Origin of the sequence: Paraburkholderia sp. RAU6.4a (genome assembly GCF_050435625.1) — a bacterium.
Lineage (GTDB): Bacteria > Pseudomonadota > Gammaproteobacteria > Burkholderiales > Burkholderiaceae > Paraburkholderia > Paraburkholderia tuberum.
Genome location: NZ_JBNDKQ010000001.1, coordinates 953,486 through 968,236, shown reverse-complemented (window position 1 = coordinate 968,236; position 14,751 = coordinate 953,486). Strand labels below are relative to the sequence as shown.

Here is a 14,751-nt window from a genome sequence, read left to right as displayed (position 1 = left end):
CGCGCGACGGGGGGCTTGACGGGGCCGACCCCTGCTCTCGGGTGTATTCCGCTGCTTATGAAGGCCGCGCGGATATCGACCCAGCGTGACACTCGTGGCTTCAGGGAGCGGACGTCCGTAAATCGTCTCCAGAAGCACGAACGATTCAACGCGTTTCCCGCCGACTTCAGTCAGGGCCTCGCATCCTCTGGCTTGGGGCTCCTGGCATCAGCAAAGCGGCTTTGTACCGCGACGAGTTGGTCGTCAGTGGTCGCCACCAGCCACAACCGTGCGTGCTCCGCGATTTGGCGGTTGTGGTCCTTCAATGGGCCCATTGCCGCGGCGGACTTCCAGACCACGGGGCCAATTCGGCTGCTCCTGCCCGACGGCGCACCCACCAGCAGGCAGTATGGCCCAAGAGGAAGCGAGACAAACGGAAGGGCCGGACTAGCGCGCACGCGCCAGTCGATGAACGGCGCCTCGCTGATGAGCAGGGGCGTGGGCAAGCCGTAAAGCACACTGAAATCGTACAGCGCCAATTGCTCGCGCATGCCCGCGTAGATACGTCGGATATCGTCGACAACCGCGGCGCGGATTTCATCCTCGAACATGGGTTCTTGCGCATAGCGTGCGGCGGCCTGCTGGGCGCTCAACTGATATGCGCTGAACAGGCCGAGTTCCATGCAGTCCTGCACTGCGCGCTGGACCTCCACGATAGTGCCGGCCTCCTCGGGCCTGCCTAACTGCGCTGCCCTCAAAAACCGGGCGAGCCCCGCTTCCTGGATCGCAGGACCTTCCACAGGCGCATCGTCGTCAGCATCCTTCTCGAGCGGCACGTAAATGTATTCTTCGGCCGCGAAGCGCGACTTCTTGCCTTCGTCAAACTTGATTTCGCCATCGGTGCAGTCCAGATATCGGGTACCGATTCGGCCATGCTCCCAAACCCAATTCTTCAGGAGCGGACGTAGCGGATGCAGTCTGTCTTGATTAGCCATCGAAGCCTCCAGGTGCCCCAGTATAGATCCACATGACCGCTTGCTACGTTGGGGAGGGACATGGCATCAAATCTAACCAGTGGATCGGCCTTTTCAAATCAGGCTTTGGGTCTCGCTGGCTAGGCACAGACTGGCCAGATCGGCCGCCCTCGAAATACTTGACGGGGACGGACTCAGGGCTTGTGACAGCCGCTCAGCGACCTCGCAGAGCCGTTCGCGACCGTCTCAAATTGGCCGAACCTTGCCAATCGTTGTGTGATCGACAAGTGTCGGGTCATGACCGGCAGCACGCGACCCTGAAGAGACATCCGGCTTTCTCGTCAGCGGCCATTCGCCGCGTACAACCGATGGGGTTGCACGCAAATAACCCGTCTTATTTGATGCGCAAAGGGCTATGAGCGGTCGATTCGAGCCTTGCTCCGGAACGGCACTCCCAAGCCGGGCCGGATGGCTTCAAACCATCGCGAAGTTGAACCGCGCTCAGTCTGCAATCAATCGAACATGCGGCTCAAATGAGGGTACATTGCGTCTGTGCAAATAGCTTGGGGGTGTCATGGCCCGCATCAAAGCGGAACCGTTGATGACGCAAGCGCCGCCTTGCGATGCCCACCGACTGTCCACGCAATGATGGTACCGATTGCGAGAGCTAACAGGCATGCAGTCGGAACGAGCATGGGTGCAACATGACTGTTGGTTACCTTGCCAACGTACGGCATGAGGTTCTGTCCGAAGAACCCTCCAAGGTTTCCAATGCAGTTGATGGCAGCGACACTTGCGGCGGCTCGAGCGCCAGAAAAGAAGCGTGGGGGAAGCGACCAGAAGCAAGGGTATAGCAGTGGAATACAGGCGCCGCCCAGACACAGAGCAATGAAGCGCAACGACACTGTCGGCAACACGAGGCTCGATGCAAAGCATACGACGCCGATGCCGGCGACTATGGCCATTGCTTTTAACACCACCTGTTCACGTTTGAGCTTCCCGGGAAGCCAAAGCAGGAGAAGAGCCGCGAGTGCCCACGGAATCATGTTAAGCAGGCCATTGACGCTCGACGAAACGCCCCAGCTCTTAACCAACGTGGGCAGCCAGTACGTAACGCCGTAGAGCGACGTCGACATCAGCATGTAGGTTGCTGCGAACATGAGAACCTTCGGGTCAAGCAATGCCGCCCATGGCCGGGACTCCTTTGCTTCCGGGGACGCTTCGCGCACAAGCGCTGCGACCACAATGTCCTTCTCATCCTGAGAAAGGAAGTTCGCTTCCTCGACGGAGCTCGGTAGATATTTAAGCGCTACGAAGGCAATCAGTATTGCCGGAAGACCGGTGGCAAGGAAGACCCATTGCCAACCCGCCAGTCCCAGTGTTCCGCCCAAGGAAAGGAGCAGCCCTCCGACCAGCGCGCCAAGCATGTTTGCCAGCGAACTGCCGAGGGTAAAAAGGCCAAGCACACGTGTCCGGTAGCTTTGAGGAAACCACTGCGTCAGGTAGTAAATGACGCCTGGATAAAACCCGGCTTCAGCAACACCCAGCGCAAACCGAAACGAGTAAAAAGCTGGCAGGGACCTGGTGAACGCCATTAGCACTGTAACGACGCCCCACGTAATCATGATGCGAGCGAGCCACGTCCGGGCCCCAAACCGATGTAGCGCCAGTGTGCTGGGCACCTCGAACAGCAGGTAGCCAATGAAAAACAGCGATGCTCCAAGGCCATACGCGGCTTCCGTCATGCCGAGTGCCTGAACCATTTCCAGTTTCGCGAAGCCGACGTTCTGCCGGTCGATGAATGCGATGAGAAACATGACAATCAGCAGCGGCATCAGCCGCCATGCCATTTTCTTCATTACCTGCTGCTCACGTGTTACGGACGTAGACATGTTCGCTCCAAGTTCCATGCCCGCTGCCGCTCGACTGGCGTTTCGAAAACGGTCAGTCAGACGAAAACAAGCAGATTGATATAGTCATGTATATGTTTGTATGTTTGAGGTCGGGCTGCAATGAGGTATAACCCGGACGAGCGCACGCAAGCGAGCTGCGGCCGCAACTGGCGACCAGTGATGTATTCGGCGAACGAGGTGTAGAGCCTGAAAGTCGCAGGAAAAATGCGACCTGCCGGTTGACAGAAAGTCAGTTCGCGTTGTCGGTCCCTATGACAGCACCAAACGCGGCGAGGAAGTCGCGTTGTCAGCGAATATCGACCTGATACTGGAACGCTGCAGCAGCACCACGCGTGGTGCGCCATTCAATAGGCGTCCCGGCGAAATCGGATGCCACACGGTGCACAAGGATTACCGGGCTGCCAACGTCGATATGCAGGAGCGCCGCATCAGCGTCCGTCGCCTGTTCGACGTTCAGAATCTCGGTTGCGGATGCGACGATTTGGCGGCAAAGCCGCTCGTAAAGCGGATAAAGCAAATCCTCGAAGCCACCAAGGGGCAGAGTCGCCAGCGCTTCGAAACGGCTTCGAGGTAGCCATATTTCTTCCGACAAAACGGGTTGTCCGTCAATCAATCGTACCCGCGAGAGATGAACAGCCTTCTCCGTCGCCTTCATCTGCAAGGTTGAGCGAATCGTCTCGTTTGGCTTGACGACCTCGCGGCTGAGCACCTTCGCCGTCGGTCGGACCGGCTTCCCGTCAGCTGACTTGAATCGGAAGAAGCGGAACAACGACGAATCAAAGCGCGGGCGCCGGACAAAGGTCCCCTTTCCCTGGGTGCGGGTGAGCACCCCGTCGGCCACCAGCAAATCAATGGCTTTCCGAAGTGTGCCGGTCGACACGTTATAAAACAGGCTGAGCTCCGCCTCTGTGTCGATTGCCTTTTCTGGCGCCCACTCGCCCTCCGCGATGCGGCGCACCAGGTCATCGCGTAGCTGCTGGTATCGCGGCAAACGACTGTCTGGCCTGGCCGAGAACGACTGCATATCCATGATTCATATAGTTGTTCACAGGAATAGTCACTGTACAACATCTGCCGGAACAAGGGTAAATCCCCAATGACTTCTTCGTCGAAGCGCCTAAACTAAACATATAGTCATATACATGAATATATGAATTTACCCTGGAGACGGCGATGTTCACCTGGTACAAGCAAGGCACACCTCTCGAACGAAACACCTTCTGGGGATGTTTCGCGGGTTGGGGCCTCGATGCCCTTGATGTGCAGATGTTTACCCTGGCAATCCCCGCAATCATCGCAGCGTACGGCATCGACCACACGCAGGCGGGCGCGATCAGCGGCGTGACACTGGTGTCATCGGCGATGGGCGGCTGGCTGGCGGGCGCCTTGTCCGACAGGATTGGTCGGGTGCGGACGCTGCAGATTACGATTCTCTGGTTTGCAGGATTCACTTTCCTTTGTGCCTTCGCCCAGAGTTTTCCTCAACTACTGGTCCTGAAGGCCCTGCAAGGGTTCGGGTTCGGCGGAGAGTGGGCTGCAGGCGCCGTGTTGATGGCTGAGACCATCCGGACGGAACACCGCGGCAAGGCCATGGGCGCGGTACAGAGCGCCTGGGCTGTCGGCTGGGCCGGCGCAGTGCTGTTGTATGCCGCAGCTTTTTCGTGGTTGCCGTCAGACACGGCGTGGCGTGTCATGTTCGGTGCTGGCCTGCTGCCCGCGCTTCTCGTCCTTTACGTCCGCCGCAATCTCCGCGAACCTGTGCGCGTTGAGCCGTCTCGCGCTGAACCAGTGGTTTCTGTGTGGGGGCAAATCGCGCAAGTATTCCAGCCGCGCGTCATCAAGACCACCGTTATCGGGGCGATTCTGGGCACAGGCGCACACGGCGGGTACTACGCCATCATGACCTGGCTGCCGACCTTCCTCTCCAAGGAAAGACATCTGTCGGTCCTCAACACCGGTGGGTATCTTGCGGTTGTTATCGTGGCTTTCTGGTGCGGCTGTATGGCGAGCGCTTACCTGCTCGACCGTATCGGACGGCGTCGCAACATCGCATTCTTTGCATTTTCTTGCATCGTCACCGTGCTCGCCTACGTGATGCTTCCATTGAGCAACACGCAGATGCTTGTTCTGGGCTTCCCGCTAGGCTTTTTCGCCGCCGGCATCCCGGCCAGCCTGGGCGCACTTTTCAACGAACTCTATCCTGCGGACATGCGCGGGACAGGCGTCGGCTTTTGCTACAACTTCGGTCGCATCGCCTCGGCGGGTTTCCCGGTGCTGGTCGGGTACATGAGTCATTCGATGTCGCTGGGAGCAGCGATTGGTATCGATGCCGCAATTGCGTACGGGCTGGCGATGGTTGCCGTGTTGTTGCTTCCCGAAACGCGCGGCAAGCGCTTGCGGCCGTCCGGCGTCGAGCAGGCTTCACAACTGGTCGCCGACGCCGAATTAGCGCTTGACCATCACCGGAGCCAGCGATGACTCAGGCCCCATCCATCGCGCGGCCACGGCTGCCGCGCGTTGACACGCACGCGCACGTGTTTGCCAGGACTCTGCCGCTGGCGGACGGACGGCGCTACGCACCCGACTATGACGCAACGCTGGACGCCTACCGGAAGCTTCTGGACGAGAACGATATTGGCAATGCCGTCCTTGTCCAGCCCAGCTTTCTCGGTACCGATAACAGCCATCTTTTACAGGCGCTGACCAGCGACATTAGCCGGCTGCGAGGTGTAGCAGTCGTGTCCCCCGAAATTTCAGAAGACGACCTGCAGCGACTGAACTGTCAGGGTGTGACGGGCGTGCGTCTCAACCTTGTCGGACAGACGCTCCCCAAGCTGGGCTCGGCGCCATATGTAACGCTTTGGCGGCAGTTATCAAAACTAGGCTGGCATGTTGAGTTGCACAGGGAGGCGTCGGACCTGGCGCCGCTCGTCAACACTTTGCTGGATGTGGGCTTGCCAGTCGTCGTTGACCATTTTGGCCGCCCTGACCCGGACAGCGGCACACGCGACCCGGGCTTCAACGACCTGTTGGAGTTTGGCCCATCTGGCCGCGTGTGGGTCAAGATTTCGGGCGCCTATCGGTGCTCGGAGCCGGACTCGAGTTTCATGCGCGATGCCACGGACCAACTCATAGACGCATTTGGCGCCGAACGTCTGATGTGGGGTAGCGACTGGCCACATACGCAGTTTGAACATGCGACGGCCTACAGCCAGACGCTTACCGCGTTGCTGGACTTACATCTTGCGCCCGCGATTGTCGAGGCAATCCTGTGCTCAACCCCGCACTCGTTTTACGGGTTCGACAAAGACCCCGTGAGGGATATTGTCCCGACGACACCGACTTCCCAACTCACTTCCTGAGGTCATCATGCAAGTCACCGGTATGTTGCACGGCGCCAGATTGCTGCAGTTCGTGGGCTTTCCGACGCCCGAGATTCTGGGTCCGGACGCTAGCGAAGAACAGATTCGAGCGATGCTGAAAAAGCACGGCATGATTTTCATCAAGCCGGTTTTCAAGGGCGGTGTTGGCAAGAAGGGCAAGGCCGGTCTGATTGGCCGCGCGACTGACCTGACGACCGCCTTGAAGGAGAAGGAGCGTCTTTACTTCGTCGAACATCACGTTGCCAATACTGTGTCGAAAGCCAATGGTGTGACCTTTGAGGCGGGTGTGCCGGCCGAGTACGAGGTCTATTTCTCGATTACCGACTCGACACACTTCCGCGCACCGACGATGACGCTCACACATCACGGTGGCGTCGACATCGAGGAACTGGACAAGTCGCAAGTCGTGCAGATTCCGTTTGACCCGCTCACCGGGCTCAAGGCGTTCGTCGTGGCGAACGCGCTTTCGACGCTGGGCGCACCCAAACAGATTATCTCGCCGCTTGTACAGCACCTCCCCAAGTTATGGGAGCTCTACCACGGGTTCGGAATGACGACCCTCGAACTCAATCCAATCCGGATGCGCGAGGATAGCAAGGGACGGCTGACACCCGTCGCCTGTGACTTCAAATGCGGCTTCGACCGTGATGACCCGCGCTGGCAGCGCCTTGACCTGCCCGCGCATCTCTTCGCAGTCGACTATTCAGACTTCGAACAGGAAATCAACCAGCTTCGCACGTATCAGGGGCAGAGCGACGTCTACGTCATTAACGCGAAGGGCAGCATTCTCGCTCCGACGTTCGGTGGCGGCGCGAACTCCCTTGTCACGCAAATGCTCGGAGACGACGCCATCATCTCGTCAGACTTCGGCGGCAACCCACCCTACGAAAAAATGAAGGAAGTTGCCCGCATCTGCTTCAAGCACTGGATTGAGCAGAGCAATGTGCTGTTCATCATTGGTGGAAAGTCGAACAACACGGATATTTTCGAAACATTTCGCGCAATGGCCGACGCGTTACGCGAGCACTTCAGTCAGCACGGCCCGACGCCGCTCTATGTGGTGGTCGGCCGTGGCGGTCCGAATCTGGTTCGCGGAATGGGAGCATTGCGCGACACGCTCGATTCGCTGGGATTGCCGTACACCTTCTTCGGCTTTGACTCGGACATGAGCGAGGTGGTCCTGTACGCGAAGCAGGTTGACCAATGGATGAAAGCAGGCGGCCGTGAGCAGATTGCCGCGAAGCTGGGAATTGCGGTCAAACAGGCTGCCTGAGCATCTCATCGACTGAGGAGAATCATTATGTACAAGCAGGGAATTGGCGATTTTAAATACTTCGTAGGAATTAGTTCGTTATCCCAAGTTGCCACAAAGGACGACCGCGTTTGCGTGCTCAACATTCTGGGCGGCGAGTCGAGCGATGTCACGCCCGTCGGTCATGCCTATTCCGGTGGCAACGTGGTGTTTGGTACGGCTCCGGGAAAGCGCGGACAGGTACTGGAAACGGCACTTGGAAGCGTGCCGGTCTACAACAATGTCCTTGAAGGCCTGAACGATGGTCACCGGTTCAACTGCGGCGTCATCTATCTGCCGCCTTCCGCTGCACGGGACGGCGTGGCTGAGCTAATCCGTGTCAATCCGGAACTGAAGAAGATTTTCATCGTTACCGAAAAGCTGGCCGTCAGTGACTCGCGCGAAATCCGCGCGATGGGTCAGTCCAACGGGGTCGACATTTTTGGCGGCAACAGCCTCGGCGTGGCTGACGCCTGGAACCAGGTGCGTATCGGGGGAGCGCTGGGCGGCGACCACCCTGAAGAGGCATTGCGGCGTGGCTCGATTGCCTTGTTTTCCAACTCGGGCAACTTCACGACTACCATCGCAACCTACCTGCGGATGGCCGGATGGGGCACGACTACAGCCATCTCAAGTGGCAAAGACGTCTACATTCAATTCGCGGCGCCCGAGTTCGCTGCGGCCTTGGCAAACGACGCGCGAAGCAAGGCGGCCGTTCTTTATGTCGAACCGGGCGGCTACTACGAGCTCGACGCCAACTTTACGAAGCCGGTGGTTGCGTGCGTCGTGGGTCGCTGGAAGTCAAAGCTGACCCGTGCTGTCGGACACGCGGGTGCTATGTCCGGAGGCGCGGACGACGCCGCATCGAAAGAACAATGGTTTCTCGATAAATTCGGGGTGTCAAGTGTGTTCACGCCGGACAATCCGGCCGTGTCGGCAAAGGGTGCGCTTGTCACGAACATCGCGCACATACCCGCAGCACTCACGGCTGTGATGCGTGAAAACGCCTGCAGGCCAGATTTCGAGCCGGAAGGTAACCTCGCATTAAAACCGTGGTTTAGCAGTCACCGCGGATTGAGCCTGCCGCAGGCGCTGGATTTGCCTGTCGTGCAGGCCACGGCCCCATACGATGCCCAGATTGCCGCGCTCGACAAACAGGTTGGAGCTGTACCACCGCGACAGTCGATGAAGGATGCTTCTGGCGCGTCGCAGATGGACCCAAAGTCGCAGGTGACCAGTCTCTACGGCGTTTCGATGCTTGATGCGGCGCAGTACCCCCTTGAGACAAACGTAAGCCTCGCGCTGCTCCACGAACCCGGCGGGATGAACGACCGCGCGCTAATCAATGTCGCTGTGAGTGCGTTCCTGAACCTGTATGGACATCCCGCACTTGGGGCTGCCCAGGCGGCACGGGATGCCGGTAATGCACCAAACACTGTCCTTGCAGCGGCGGCGAGTATCATCGGGCCCCGAGGGCAAGCCGGGCCTCGCCAGGCGGTCCGCGCTCTAATCGACGCCTTTGCCCCGGTGAAGCTCGAGAACGCGATGGATGAGAGTTTCGACTTTTCGCGCGCCGAAGTCACCGACCTCAACCTGTTCGTCGGCAGTGAACCGGATTTTCGGGCCCGCGCAATCCTGGCGGGACTCAAAGCTCGCGACGTGAAGTCGACATTCGTGCAATATGTTGAAAGCCTGCCCGGCGAGCCGACTACCGATGGCGTATTGGCAGCCATTTGCGCGACGCTCGCATGGGGACCGCTCATGCGCAAACGCATTTCACGCCTTTCGGCTGAGAGCCTTCCGTGGTGGATACAACTTTTCGGCTCCCTGATAGGCGCTTCAGTGCCCTCGGACCAGCATGGTCCGGACAGCTTCTGCGGCGTCGAAACGAAGACAGTCCTGGAGGAGCGTTCGCTTGGTGAAACCGCCTTCGGCGCGTTGTTTGGATTGTGGCCAGGCACGAGCGACTTGTTTTCCTTCCAATTGCTGGTCGGTCTGCTGCTGTCAAATGGACCCGGAACGATTTCCGCGCAGGGTGCAAAAGGTGCGGTCTCTGCCGATGGTCCCGAAGACCCCGAGCGCGTCCAACTCAACAAGGCGTTAATCGGCTTCCTTACGCACAGTGGTTACACACACGGTGGCAATGGATTTGAGGGAATTGCGTTTCTGCTGGACCAGTTCGCGCATAGCGGACTGACTGACCCGGGCAATCCTGCGCACGGGCTGGATTTGAAAGCACTAGCGATGACGTACGTCGAAAGTTACGCCAAATACAAATCGAGCAAGAAAACGAGCGGCAGCCTAGACATCCAGAAAATCCCTGGCGTGAATCATCCGGTGTTTAAAGATAAACCCGTCAATCACGACCCGCGTGAAATGTTCGTGCGGCGATTGTTCGCCGAGCGCGACGAATACAACATCTTCCACGACTTTTACCGGACGTTGGTCCAAAGCCTGTTCGACGCGGGGGTTTCGCGAAACGTTTACTGCGTCAACATCGATGCGGTGATTGCCGCGTTACTGCTCAAGATGCTCTGGCAGCCGTATTGTGACGGAACGTATTCGCGCAACGCTTTGGAGACGGCCGCCTTTACCATCTTTCTTTACCCTCGCATGCTCGGTTGCGCGGCTGAAATCGATGACCATATGAACCGCGGAAGGAACATGGATACACGTACACCAGCGTCGGAGTGTCGTTTCGTTGCGTAGCGGAATGACCCGGAAGCGCACGAAGTCTTTCCGCGCTGCCGGGTTCATGCCCACAACTATCAGTTGTCTCCGCACGGGATTGGGGGTGCGAGTCGTGCACGCTTTTCCGAACAACCCGAGCCTATGTGGCGATTATTCGTTGGCCTTGCTCAACTACGACGCGTTTCGCTTCGCGAGGCTTCTCCTCTTTGGGTTGCGGTGATCATAGACGTTCGCTGTCTCGGAAGTGTGCTTTACCCGGACCTGAAACATGCGCGATACCGAACATATGGTTTAACGCGATCATTTAGCAATTTCATCAGTGACGTCTCCTGCAAGGCGGAACGAGCGCCCAAGGAAGACCCTGGATTACGAAACACCGGCTGAACGATTTCATCGAACTATTGCATCGACCGGTTGAATCCGCCCCTGTCAGCGGACACTGGTGCGCACTGATGTGCTGTTTCCTGGAATCGAGTGCGTGGTGTGGCGTGAGACGATGCGACCGGGAGCCCCCAGACGTCTGGGCGACGGTGTGGGGCGAGCGATTTCTTTGCGAATTGGACATGTGCGAATTGCTTTCGGCTGGGCGCGGACGACCTTTCCTATCGATGGACTTGCTGCGGGCGCGAGGAGGTTGCACGCGCGGAGCGCGAGTCGCAGTTGCAACAAATCGTTGAGGATCAAGCCCATGTCAACGAAGAGCGGGCACGGACAGGGCGCGCAGCGACGCATCCAGGTACTGATTGGCACAATCGTATTCATTCTAGTTGTGACTGCCGGGTGGATCATTCACCAGACTCGGACGGTCGCACGCCAGACTTCCCTTGCGTTGGCGTCGGCCGCGACAACGGCGAACGACGCGGGAAATTATGACCGCGCAATGCGCTTCGCGATGCTGGCGTTGGGGAACGGTTGGCTCTCGCCGGGATCGGCAGAAGCAGAGCTTGAGCTTATGCGTGGCGCGCAAGCATCAGTGCAGATTGCGTTGCTCGGTGGCCATCAGAATGCGGTTGATTCCGCCGTCTTCAGCCCGGACGGTAAGCGGGTGGTGACCGCGTCCTGGGATGGGACAGCGCGGGTGTGGGACCTGGCCACGGGTAAACAGATTGTGCAGCTCAGTGGCCATCAGAATCTGGTCTATTCTGCCGCCTTCAGCCCGGACGGCCAGCGGGTGGTGACTGCGTCCGCGGACAGGACCGCGCGGGTATGGGACGCGGCTACGGGCAACCAGATTGCGCAGCTCAGTGGCCATCAGGATCTGGTTTATTCCGCCGCCTTCAGCCCGGACGGCCAGCGGGTGGTGACTGCGTCCGCGGACAGGACCGCGCGGGTATGGGACGCGGCTACGGGCAAACAGATTGCGCAGCTCAGCGGGCATCAGAAACCGGTTTTCTCCGCCGCCTTCAGCCCGGACGGCCGGCGCGTGGTGACCGCGTCGGCGGACAGGACCGCGCGGGTGTGGAATGCGGCGACCGGCCACGTGATCGCACAGCTCACCGGGCATCGGGAACCGGTAAGCTCCGCGGTCTTCAGCCCGGACGGCCGGCGCGTGGTGACCGCGTCCGATGACAAGACCGCGCGGGTGTGGGATGCGGCGACCGGCCAGGTGATCGCGCAGCTCATAGGGCATCGGGGACCGGTTTTCTCCGCCGCCTTCAGTCCGGACGGCCAGCGCGTGGCGACAGCGTCCGATGACAACACCGCGCGGGTGTGGAACGCGGCGACCGGCCAGGCGATCGTGCAGCTCACTGGGCATCGCGGACCGGTGAGCGCCGCCGCCTTTAGCCCGGACGGCCAGCGCGTGGTGACCGTGTCCGATGACAAGACCGCGCGGGTGTGGGATGCGGCGACCGGCCAGGTGATCGTGCAGTTCACCGGACACGAGGGGCCGGTGAATTCCGCCGCCTTCAGCCCGGACGGTCAGCGGGTGGTGACTGCGTCCCGTGACAGGACCGCGCGCGCATGGGACGCGGCGATGGGCATCTTGCTGCTCAGAGGGCATCAAGGGTCAGTTATTTCCGCCGCCTTCAGCCCGGACGGCCAGCGGGTGGTGACCGCGTCCCGTGATCGGACCGCGCGGGTTTGGGACGCGACCACCGGCAAACAGATCGCGCAGCTCAGCGGGCACCAGGATCTGGTTTATTCCGCCGCCTTCAGCCCGGACGGTCGGCGCGCGGTGACCGCGTCCGCGGATGGGACCGCGCGGGTGTGGGACGCGGCCACCGGCAAACAGATCTTGCTCCTCAGCGGTCGTCAGGGCCCGGTTGATTCCGTCGCCTTCAGCCCGGACAGCCAGCGGGTGGTGACCGTGTCCTGGGATGGGACCGCGCGGGTGTGGGACGCAGCCACCGGCAAACAGATCTTGCTCCTCAGCGGGCATCAGGGCCCGGTTGATTCCGTCGCCTACAGCCCGGACGGCCAGCGGGTGGTGACCGCGTCCAGGGACAGGACCGCGCGGGTGTGGGACGCGAGCACGGGCAAACAGATCGCGCAGCTCAGCGGGCACCAGGATCTGGTTTATTGCGCCGCCTTCAGCCCGGACGGTCGGCGCGCGGTGACCGCGTCCGCGGACAGGACCGCGCGGGTGTGGGACGCGGCCACCGGCAAACAGATCGCCCAGCTCGGTGGGCATCAGGGACCGGTTTTCTCTGCCGCCTTCAGCCCGGACGGCCAGCGCGTGGTGACCGCGTCCGCGGACGGGACCGCGCGGGTGTGGGACGCAGCGACCGGCGAGGTGATCGCGAAGCTCACCGGACATCAGGGACCGGTTTTCTCCGCCGCCTTCAGCCCGGACGGCCAGCGCGTGGTGACCGCGTCCGCGGACGGGACCGCGCGGGTGTGGGACGCGGCGACCGGCGAGGTGATCGCGAAGCTCACCGGACATCAGGGACCGGTTTTCTCCGCCGCCTTCAGCCCGGACGGCCAGCGCGTGGTGACCGCGTCCGCGGATCAGACCGCGCGGGTGTGGCCTATCCGATGGCTCATGCAGAAGCGAGGTCAGAGCCTGGCTAAAGCCGTGTGTAGGGAAAGGCTCGTGGGAGCAAACCTGCTCACAACCGATGATGAAGCTGCTCTTTCTCTCGTACGCGGGCGCCGGGGCGAAAACGTATGTGGATCGTAACTCGCCGACCGGTCGGAGCGAGCAGCAACGATACGTTTGGCCAGCGCGACCAATTGCTTTCCAATCTTCCTGACTAGCTCTCACATCGAAGTCCGCGGCCATGAGCAGGTCCATCGCCTACTCGTAGGTCCGCTCATGTTTTCCTCTGCACCGAGAGTCGCTCATCCGGCGTTCATTGCGTTGCATCGACCGGTTGAATCCGCCCAATCTACGTCGGTCAGTCGCTGTTGCTGCTGAAGTCGTCGTACCGCGCCGAATGGGGGTTTCCGGGCGGCAGTATCCGGGACCCGAACTGCGGCTCGATAATCGCGAGATCGTCGCCGCGCATCTGGCGTCGCCGGAGCAATTGCCAGGCTTCGCCGTGACAGGCGCGGTCGCTGTGTATCTCGGCAGGGATGTCTGCGGCTAGTCGAGCCGTTTTTTTCCTGATCGTTCGAGTCCGCGTGACGCTGCGCGAGGCGCGGGCCTTCCAGGCATCGGGGTTACAGCCCCACGGTTTTTAACGCTTCCTGATTCGCTAGCATGGCATCGATAAGAGCGCGAGCCTTGCGGTCGACGCACGTGAGAGCAACACTTTCCGACTCGTAGGTAACGGCATCGGCTAAGTCACCGGTGACGTGCTGTTTTCGTGTCCTTCTACGCAATGACCACGTGACGCGATATGTCAGCGCGATTCCAACGGACAAACGGGCCGTCCGCGGCTCCATGTGCGCTTCGATGACGAATCCGCGATAACGCCCGACGATGTGATGTTTCATTGATTGACTTCACCGTCTTTCGCCTTCATCGCTCGCCTCTCAATGCACGACGCCAAAGAACAAAATTGCGCCTTCGGCCGGCGTCAGGCCCGCCTTGAAGTAGCCTTCGAGCCGGTCGGCTGTCGCTTCATCGAGCGTGAAGGGCGGATGGACGTAGCCTACGGCGAATGCATGGTCGTACCAGTCGTTGAGCCACGCGCGCAGCTCTATCACGTCCTGCGGCAGTGTGTTCGAAGCATCGTCGTGCATGTGCGTTTCCCCGGCTGGCTGAACGATCAGGCCGCCATGCGGCCTATCCCCATTTCCGGACGGCGCTGGCCCGGCGGAAACACGTGCCATGCGCCGTCGGCATGGCGAAAGAAGAAGAGTGAAAACGCCCCGGTCGGCAGATCGATTTGAATGCACACCCGGCATGTTCCACCCGAGCGCGAGCGGTTCAGCAGACGCACGCGCGCCCCTCGGCCCCCCGTCGGGCCAACGAGTTTTTCGACCTGAGAACGCAGCGATCTGTTGCCCGCCATGATTTTCCCCGCGATGCACGATGATTCGATGCTATGGCGATCGGTGCGTGCGTCCAATCGGCGCCGGCCGGAATGTCGTTTCAGGAATCGCTGGTTTCAGCCGTCAGGACTTCCTGAAGC

11 protein-coding genes and 1 pseudogene are annotated in these 14,751 nt (G+C 60.3%); 6 read left to right on the top strand and 6 right to left on the bottom strand.

From position 1 onward, the window contains the following. Positions 1-170: 170 nt before the first annotated feature. The 3 genes from OKW40_RS04410 to OKW40_RS04400 all read right to left on the bottom strand — a co-directional run bounded on the left by OKW40_RS04410 (position 171) and on the right by OKW40_RS04400 (position 3,890). Positions 171-974: a hypothetical protein gene (locus tag OKW40_RS04410; protein WP_429332741.1), complete on the bottom strand. Its 804-nt coding sequence runs from the start codon at positions 972-974 to the stop codon at positions 171-173. A 563-nt stretch (positions 975-1,537) separates the two neighbouring features. After that, positions 1,538-2,845, bottom strand: a complete 1,308-nt coding sequence (locus tag OKW40_RS04405; RefSeq protein ID WP_090811874.1) for an MFS transporter — start codon at positions 2,843-2,845, stop codon at positions 1,538-1,540. Between the two features lie 307 nt (positions 2,846-3,152). Beyond that, entirely contained in the window at positions 3,153-3,890 is a 738-nt protein-coding gene (locus OKW40_RS04400) for a GntR family transcriptional regulator (RefSeq protein WP_429488387.1), read from the bottom strand. A gap of 149 nt (positions 3,891-4,039) precedes the next feature. Here OKW40_RS04400 and OKW40_RS04395 point away from each other — a divergent pair, with 149 nt between their 5' ends. The 6 genes and pseudogenes from OKW40_RS04395 to OKW40_RS04370 all read left to right on the top strand — a co-directional run. Next, entirely contained in the window at positions 4,040-5,344 is a 1,305-nt protein-coding gene (locus OKW40_RS04395) for an MFS transporter (RefSeq protein WP_184068270.1), read from the top strand. Continuing rightward, on the top strand, positions 5,341-6,228 hold the full coding sequence (locus tag OKW40_RS04390) for an amidohydrolase family protein (protein ID WP_184068267.1): 888 nt from the start codon (positions 5,341-5,343) through the stop codon (positions 6,226-6,228). Before OKW40_RS04395 ends, OKW40_RS04390 begins: the two co-directional genes overlap by 4 nt. Positions 6,229-6,235: 7 nt before the next feature. Continuing rightward, on the top strand, positions 6,236-7,522 hold the full coding sequence (locus OKW40_RS04385; RefSeq protein WP_090811071.1) for an ATP citrate lyase citrate-binding domain-containing protein: 1,287 nt from the start codon (positions 6,236-6,238) through the stop codon (positions 7,520-7,522). A gap of 27 nt (positions 7,523-7,549) precedes the next feature. Then, the gene (locus tag OKW40_RS04380) at positions 7,550-10,249 is read left to right on the top strand and encodes a CoA-binding protein (protein WP_429488386.1); all 2,700 of its coding nucleotides are present in this window, start codon (positions 7,550-7,552) and stop codon (positions 10,247-10,249) included. Between the two features lie 670 nt (positions 10,250-10,919). After that, the gene (locus OKW40_RS04375) at positions 10,920-13,352 is read left to right on the top strand and encodes a WD40 repeat domain-containing protein (protein ID WP_429488384.1); all 2,433 of its coding nucleotides are present in this window, start codon (positions 10,920-10,922) and stop codon (positions 13,350-13,352) included. Between the two features lie 206 nt (positions 13,353-13,558). Continuing rightward, positions 13,559-13,761: pseudogene (locus OKW40_RS04370) on the top strand (NUDIX hydrolase); the annotation flags it as partial. 73 nt (positions 13,762-13,834) lie between these two features. Here OKW40_RS04370 and OKW40_RS04365 read toward each other — a convergent pair. From OKW40_RS04365 to OKW40_RS04355, 3 genes are read right to left on the bottom strand one after another with little or no spacing between them, the layout of a single operon-like run. Beyond that, positions 13,835-14,110: a hypothetical protein gene (locus OKW40_RS04365; protein WP_260321451.1), complete on the bottom strand. Its 276-nt coding sequence runs from the start codon at positions 14,108-14,110 to the stop codon at positions 13,835-13,837. Positions 14,111-14,149: 39 nt separating this feature from the next. After that, positions 14,150-14,359 (bottom strand): hypothetical protein, encoded by a 210-nt coding sequence (locus OKW40_RS04360; protein ID WP_090811076.1) that lies wholly within the window; start codon positions 14,357-14,359, stop codon positions 14,150-14,152. Positions 14,360-14,385: 26 nt separating this feature from the next. After that, on the bottom strand, positions 14,386-14,631 hold the full coding sequence (locus tag OKW40_RS04355) for a hypothetical protein (protein WP_026226136.1): 246 nt from the start codon (positions 14,629-14,631) through the stop codon (positions 14,386-14,388). Between the last annotated feature and the right edge of the window lie 120 nt (positions 14,632-14,751).

Coding starts and splice junctions, on each gene's coding strand:
- OKW40_RS04355 (WP_026226136.1), bottom strand. CDS start 14,631: ATGGCGGGCAACAGATCGCTGCGTTCTCAGGTCGAAAAACTCGTTGGC.
- OKW40_RS04400 (WP_429488387.1), bottom strand. CDS start 3,890: ATGCAGTCGTTCTCGGCCAGGCCAGACAGTCGTTTGCCGCGATACCAG.
- OKW40_RS04410 (WP_429332741.1), bottom strand. CDS start 974: ATGGCTAATCAAGACAGACTGCATCCGCTACGTCCGCTCCTGAAGAAT.
- OKW40_RS04395 (WP_184068270.1), top strand. CDS start 4,040: ATGTTCACCTGGTACAAGCAAGGCACACCTCTCGAACGAAACACCTTC.
- OKW40_RS04405 (WP_090811874.1), bottom strand. CDS start 2,845: ATGTCTACGTCCGTAACACGTGAGCAGCAGGTAATGAAGAAAATGGCA.
- OKW40_RS04385 (WP_090811071.1), top strand. CDS start 6,236: ATGCAAGTCACCGGTATGTTGCACGGCGCCAGATTGCTGCAGTTCGTG.
- OKW40_RS04390 (WP_184068267.1), top strand. CDS start 5,341: ATGACTCAGGCCCCATCCATCGCGCGGCCACGGCTGCCGCGCGTTGAC.
- OKW40_RS04380 (WP_429488386.1), top strand. CDS start 7,550: ATGTACAAGCAGGGAATTGGCGATTTTAAATACTTCGTAGGAATTAGT.
- OKW40_RS04360 (WP_090811076.1), bottom strand. CDS start 14,359: ATGCACGACGATGCTTCGAACACACTGCCGCAGGACGTGATAGAGCTG.
- OKW40_RS04375 (WP_429488384.1), top strand. CDS start 10,920: ATGTCAACGAAGAGCGGGCACGGACAGGGCGCGCAGCGACGCATCCAG.
- OKW40_RS04365 (WP_260321451.1), bottom strand. CDS start 14,110: ATGAAACATCACATCGTCGGGCGTTATCGCGGATTCGTCATCGAAGCG.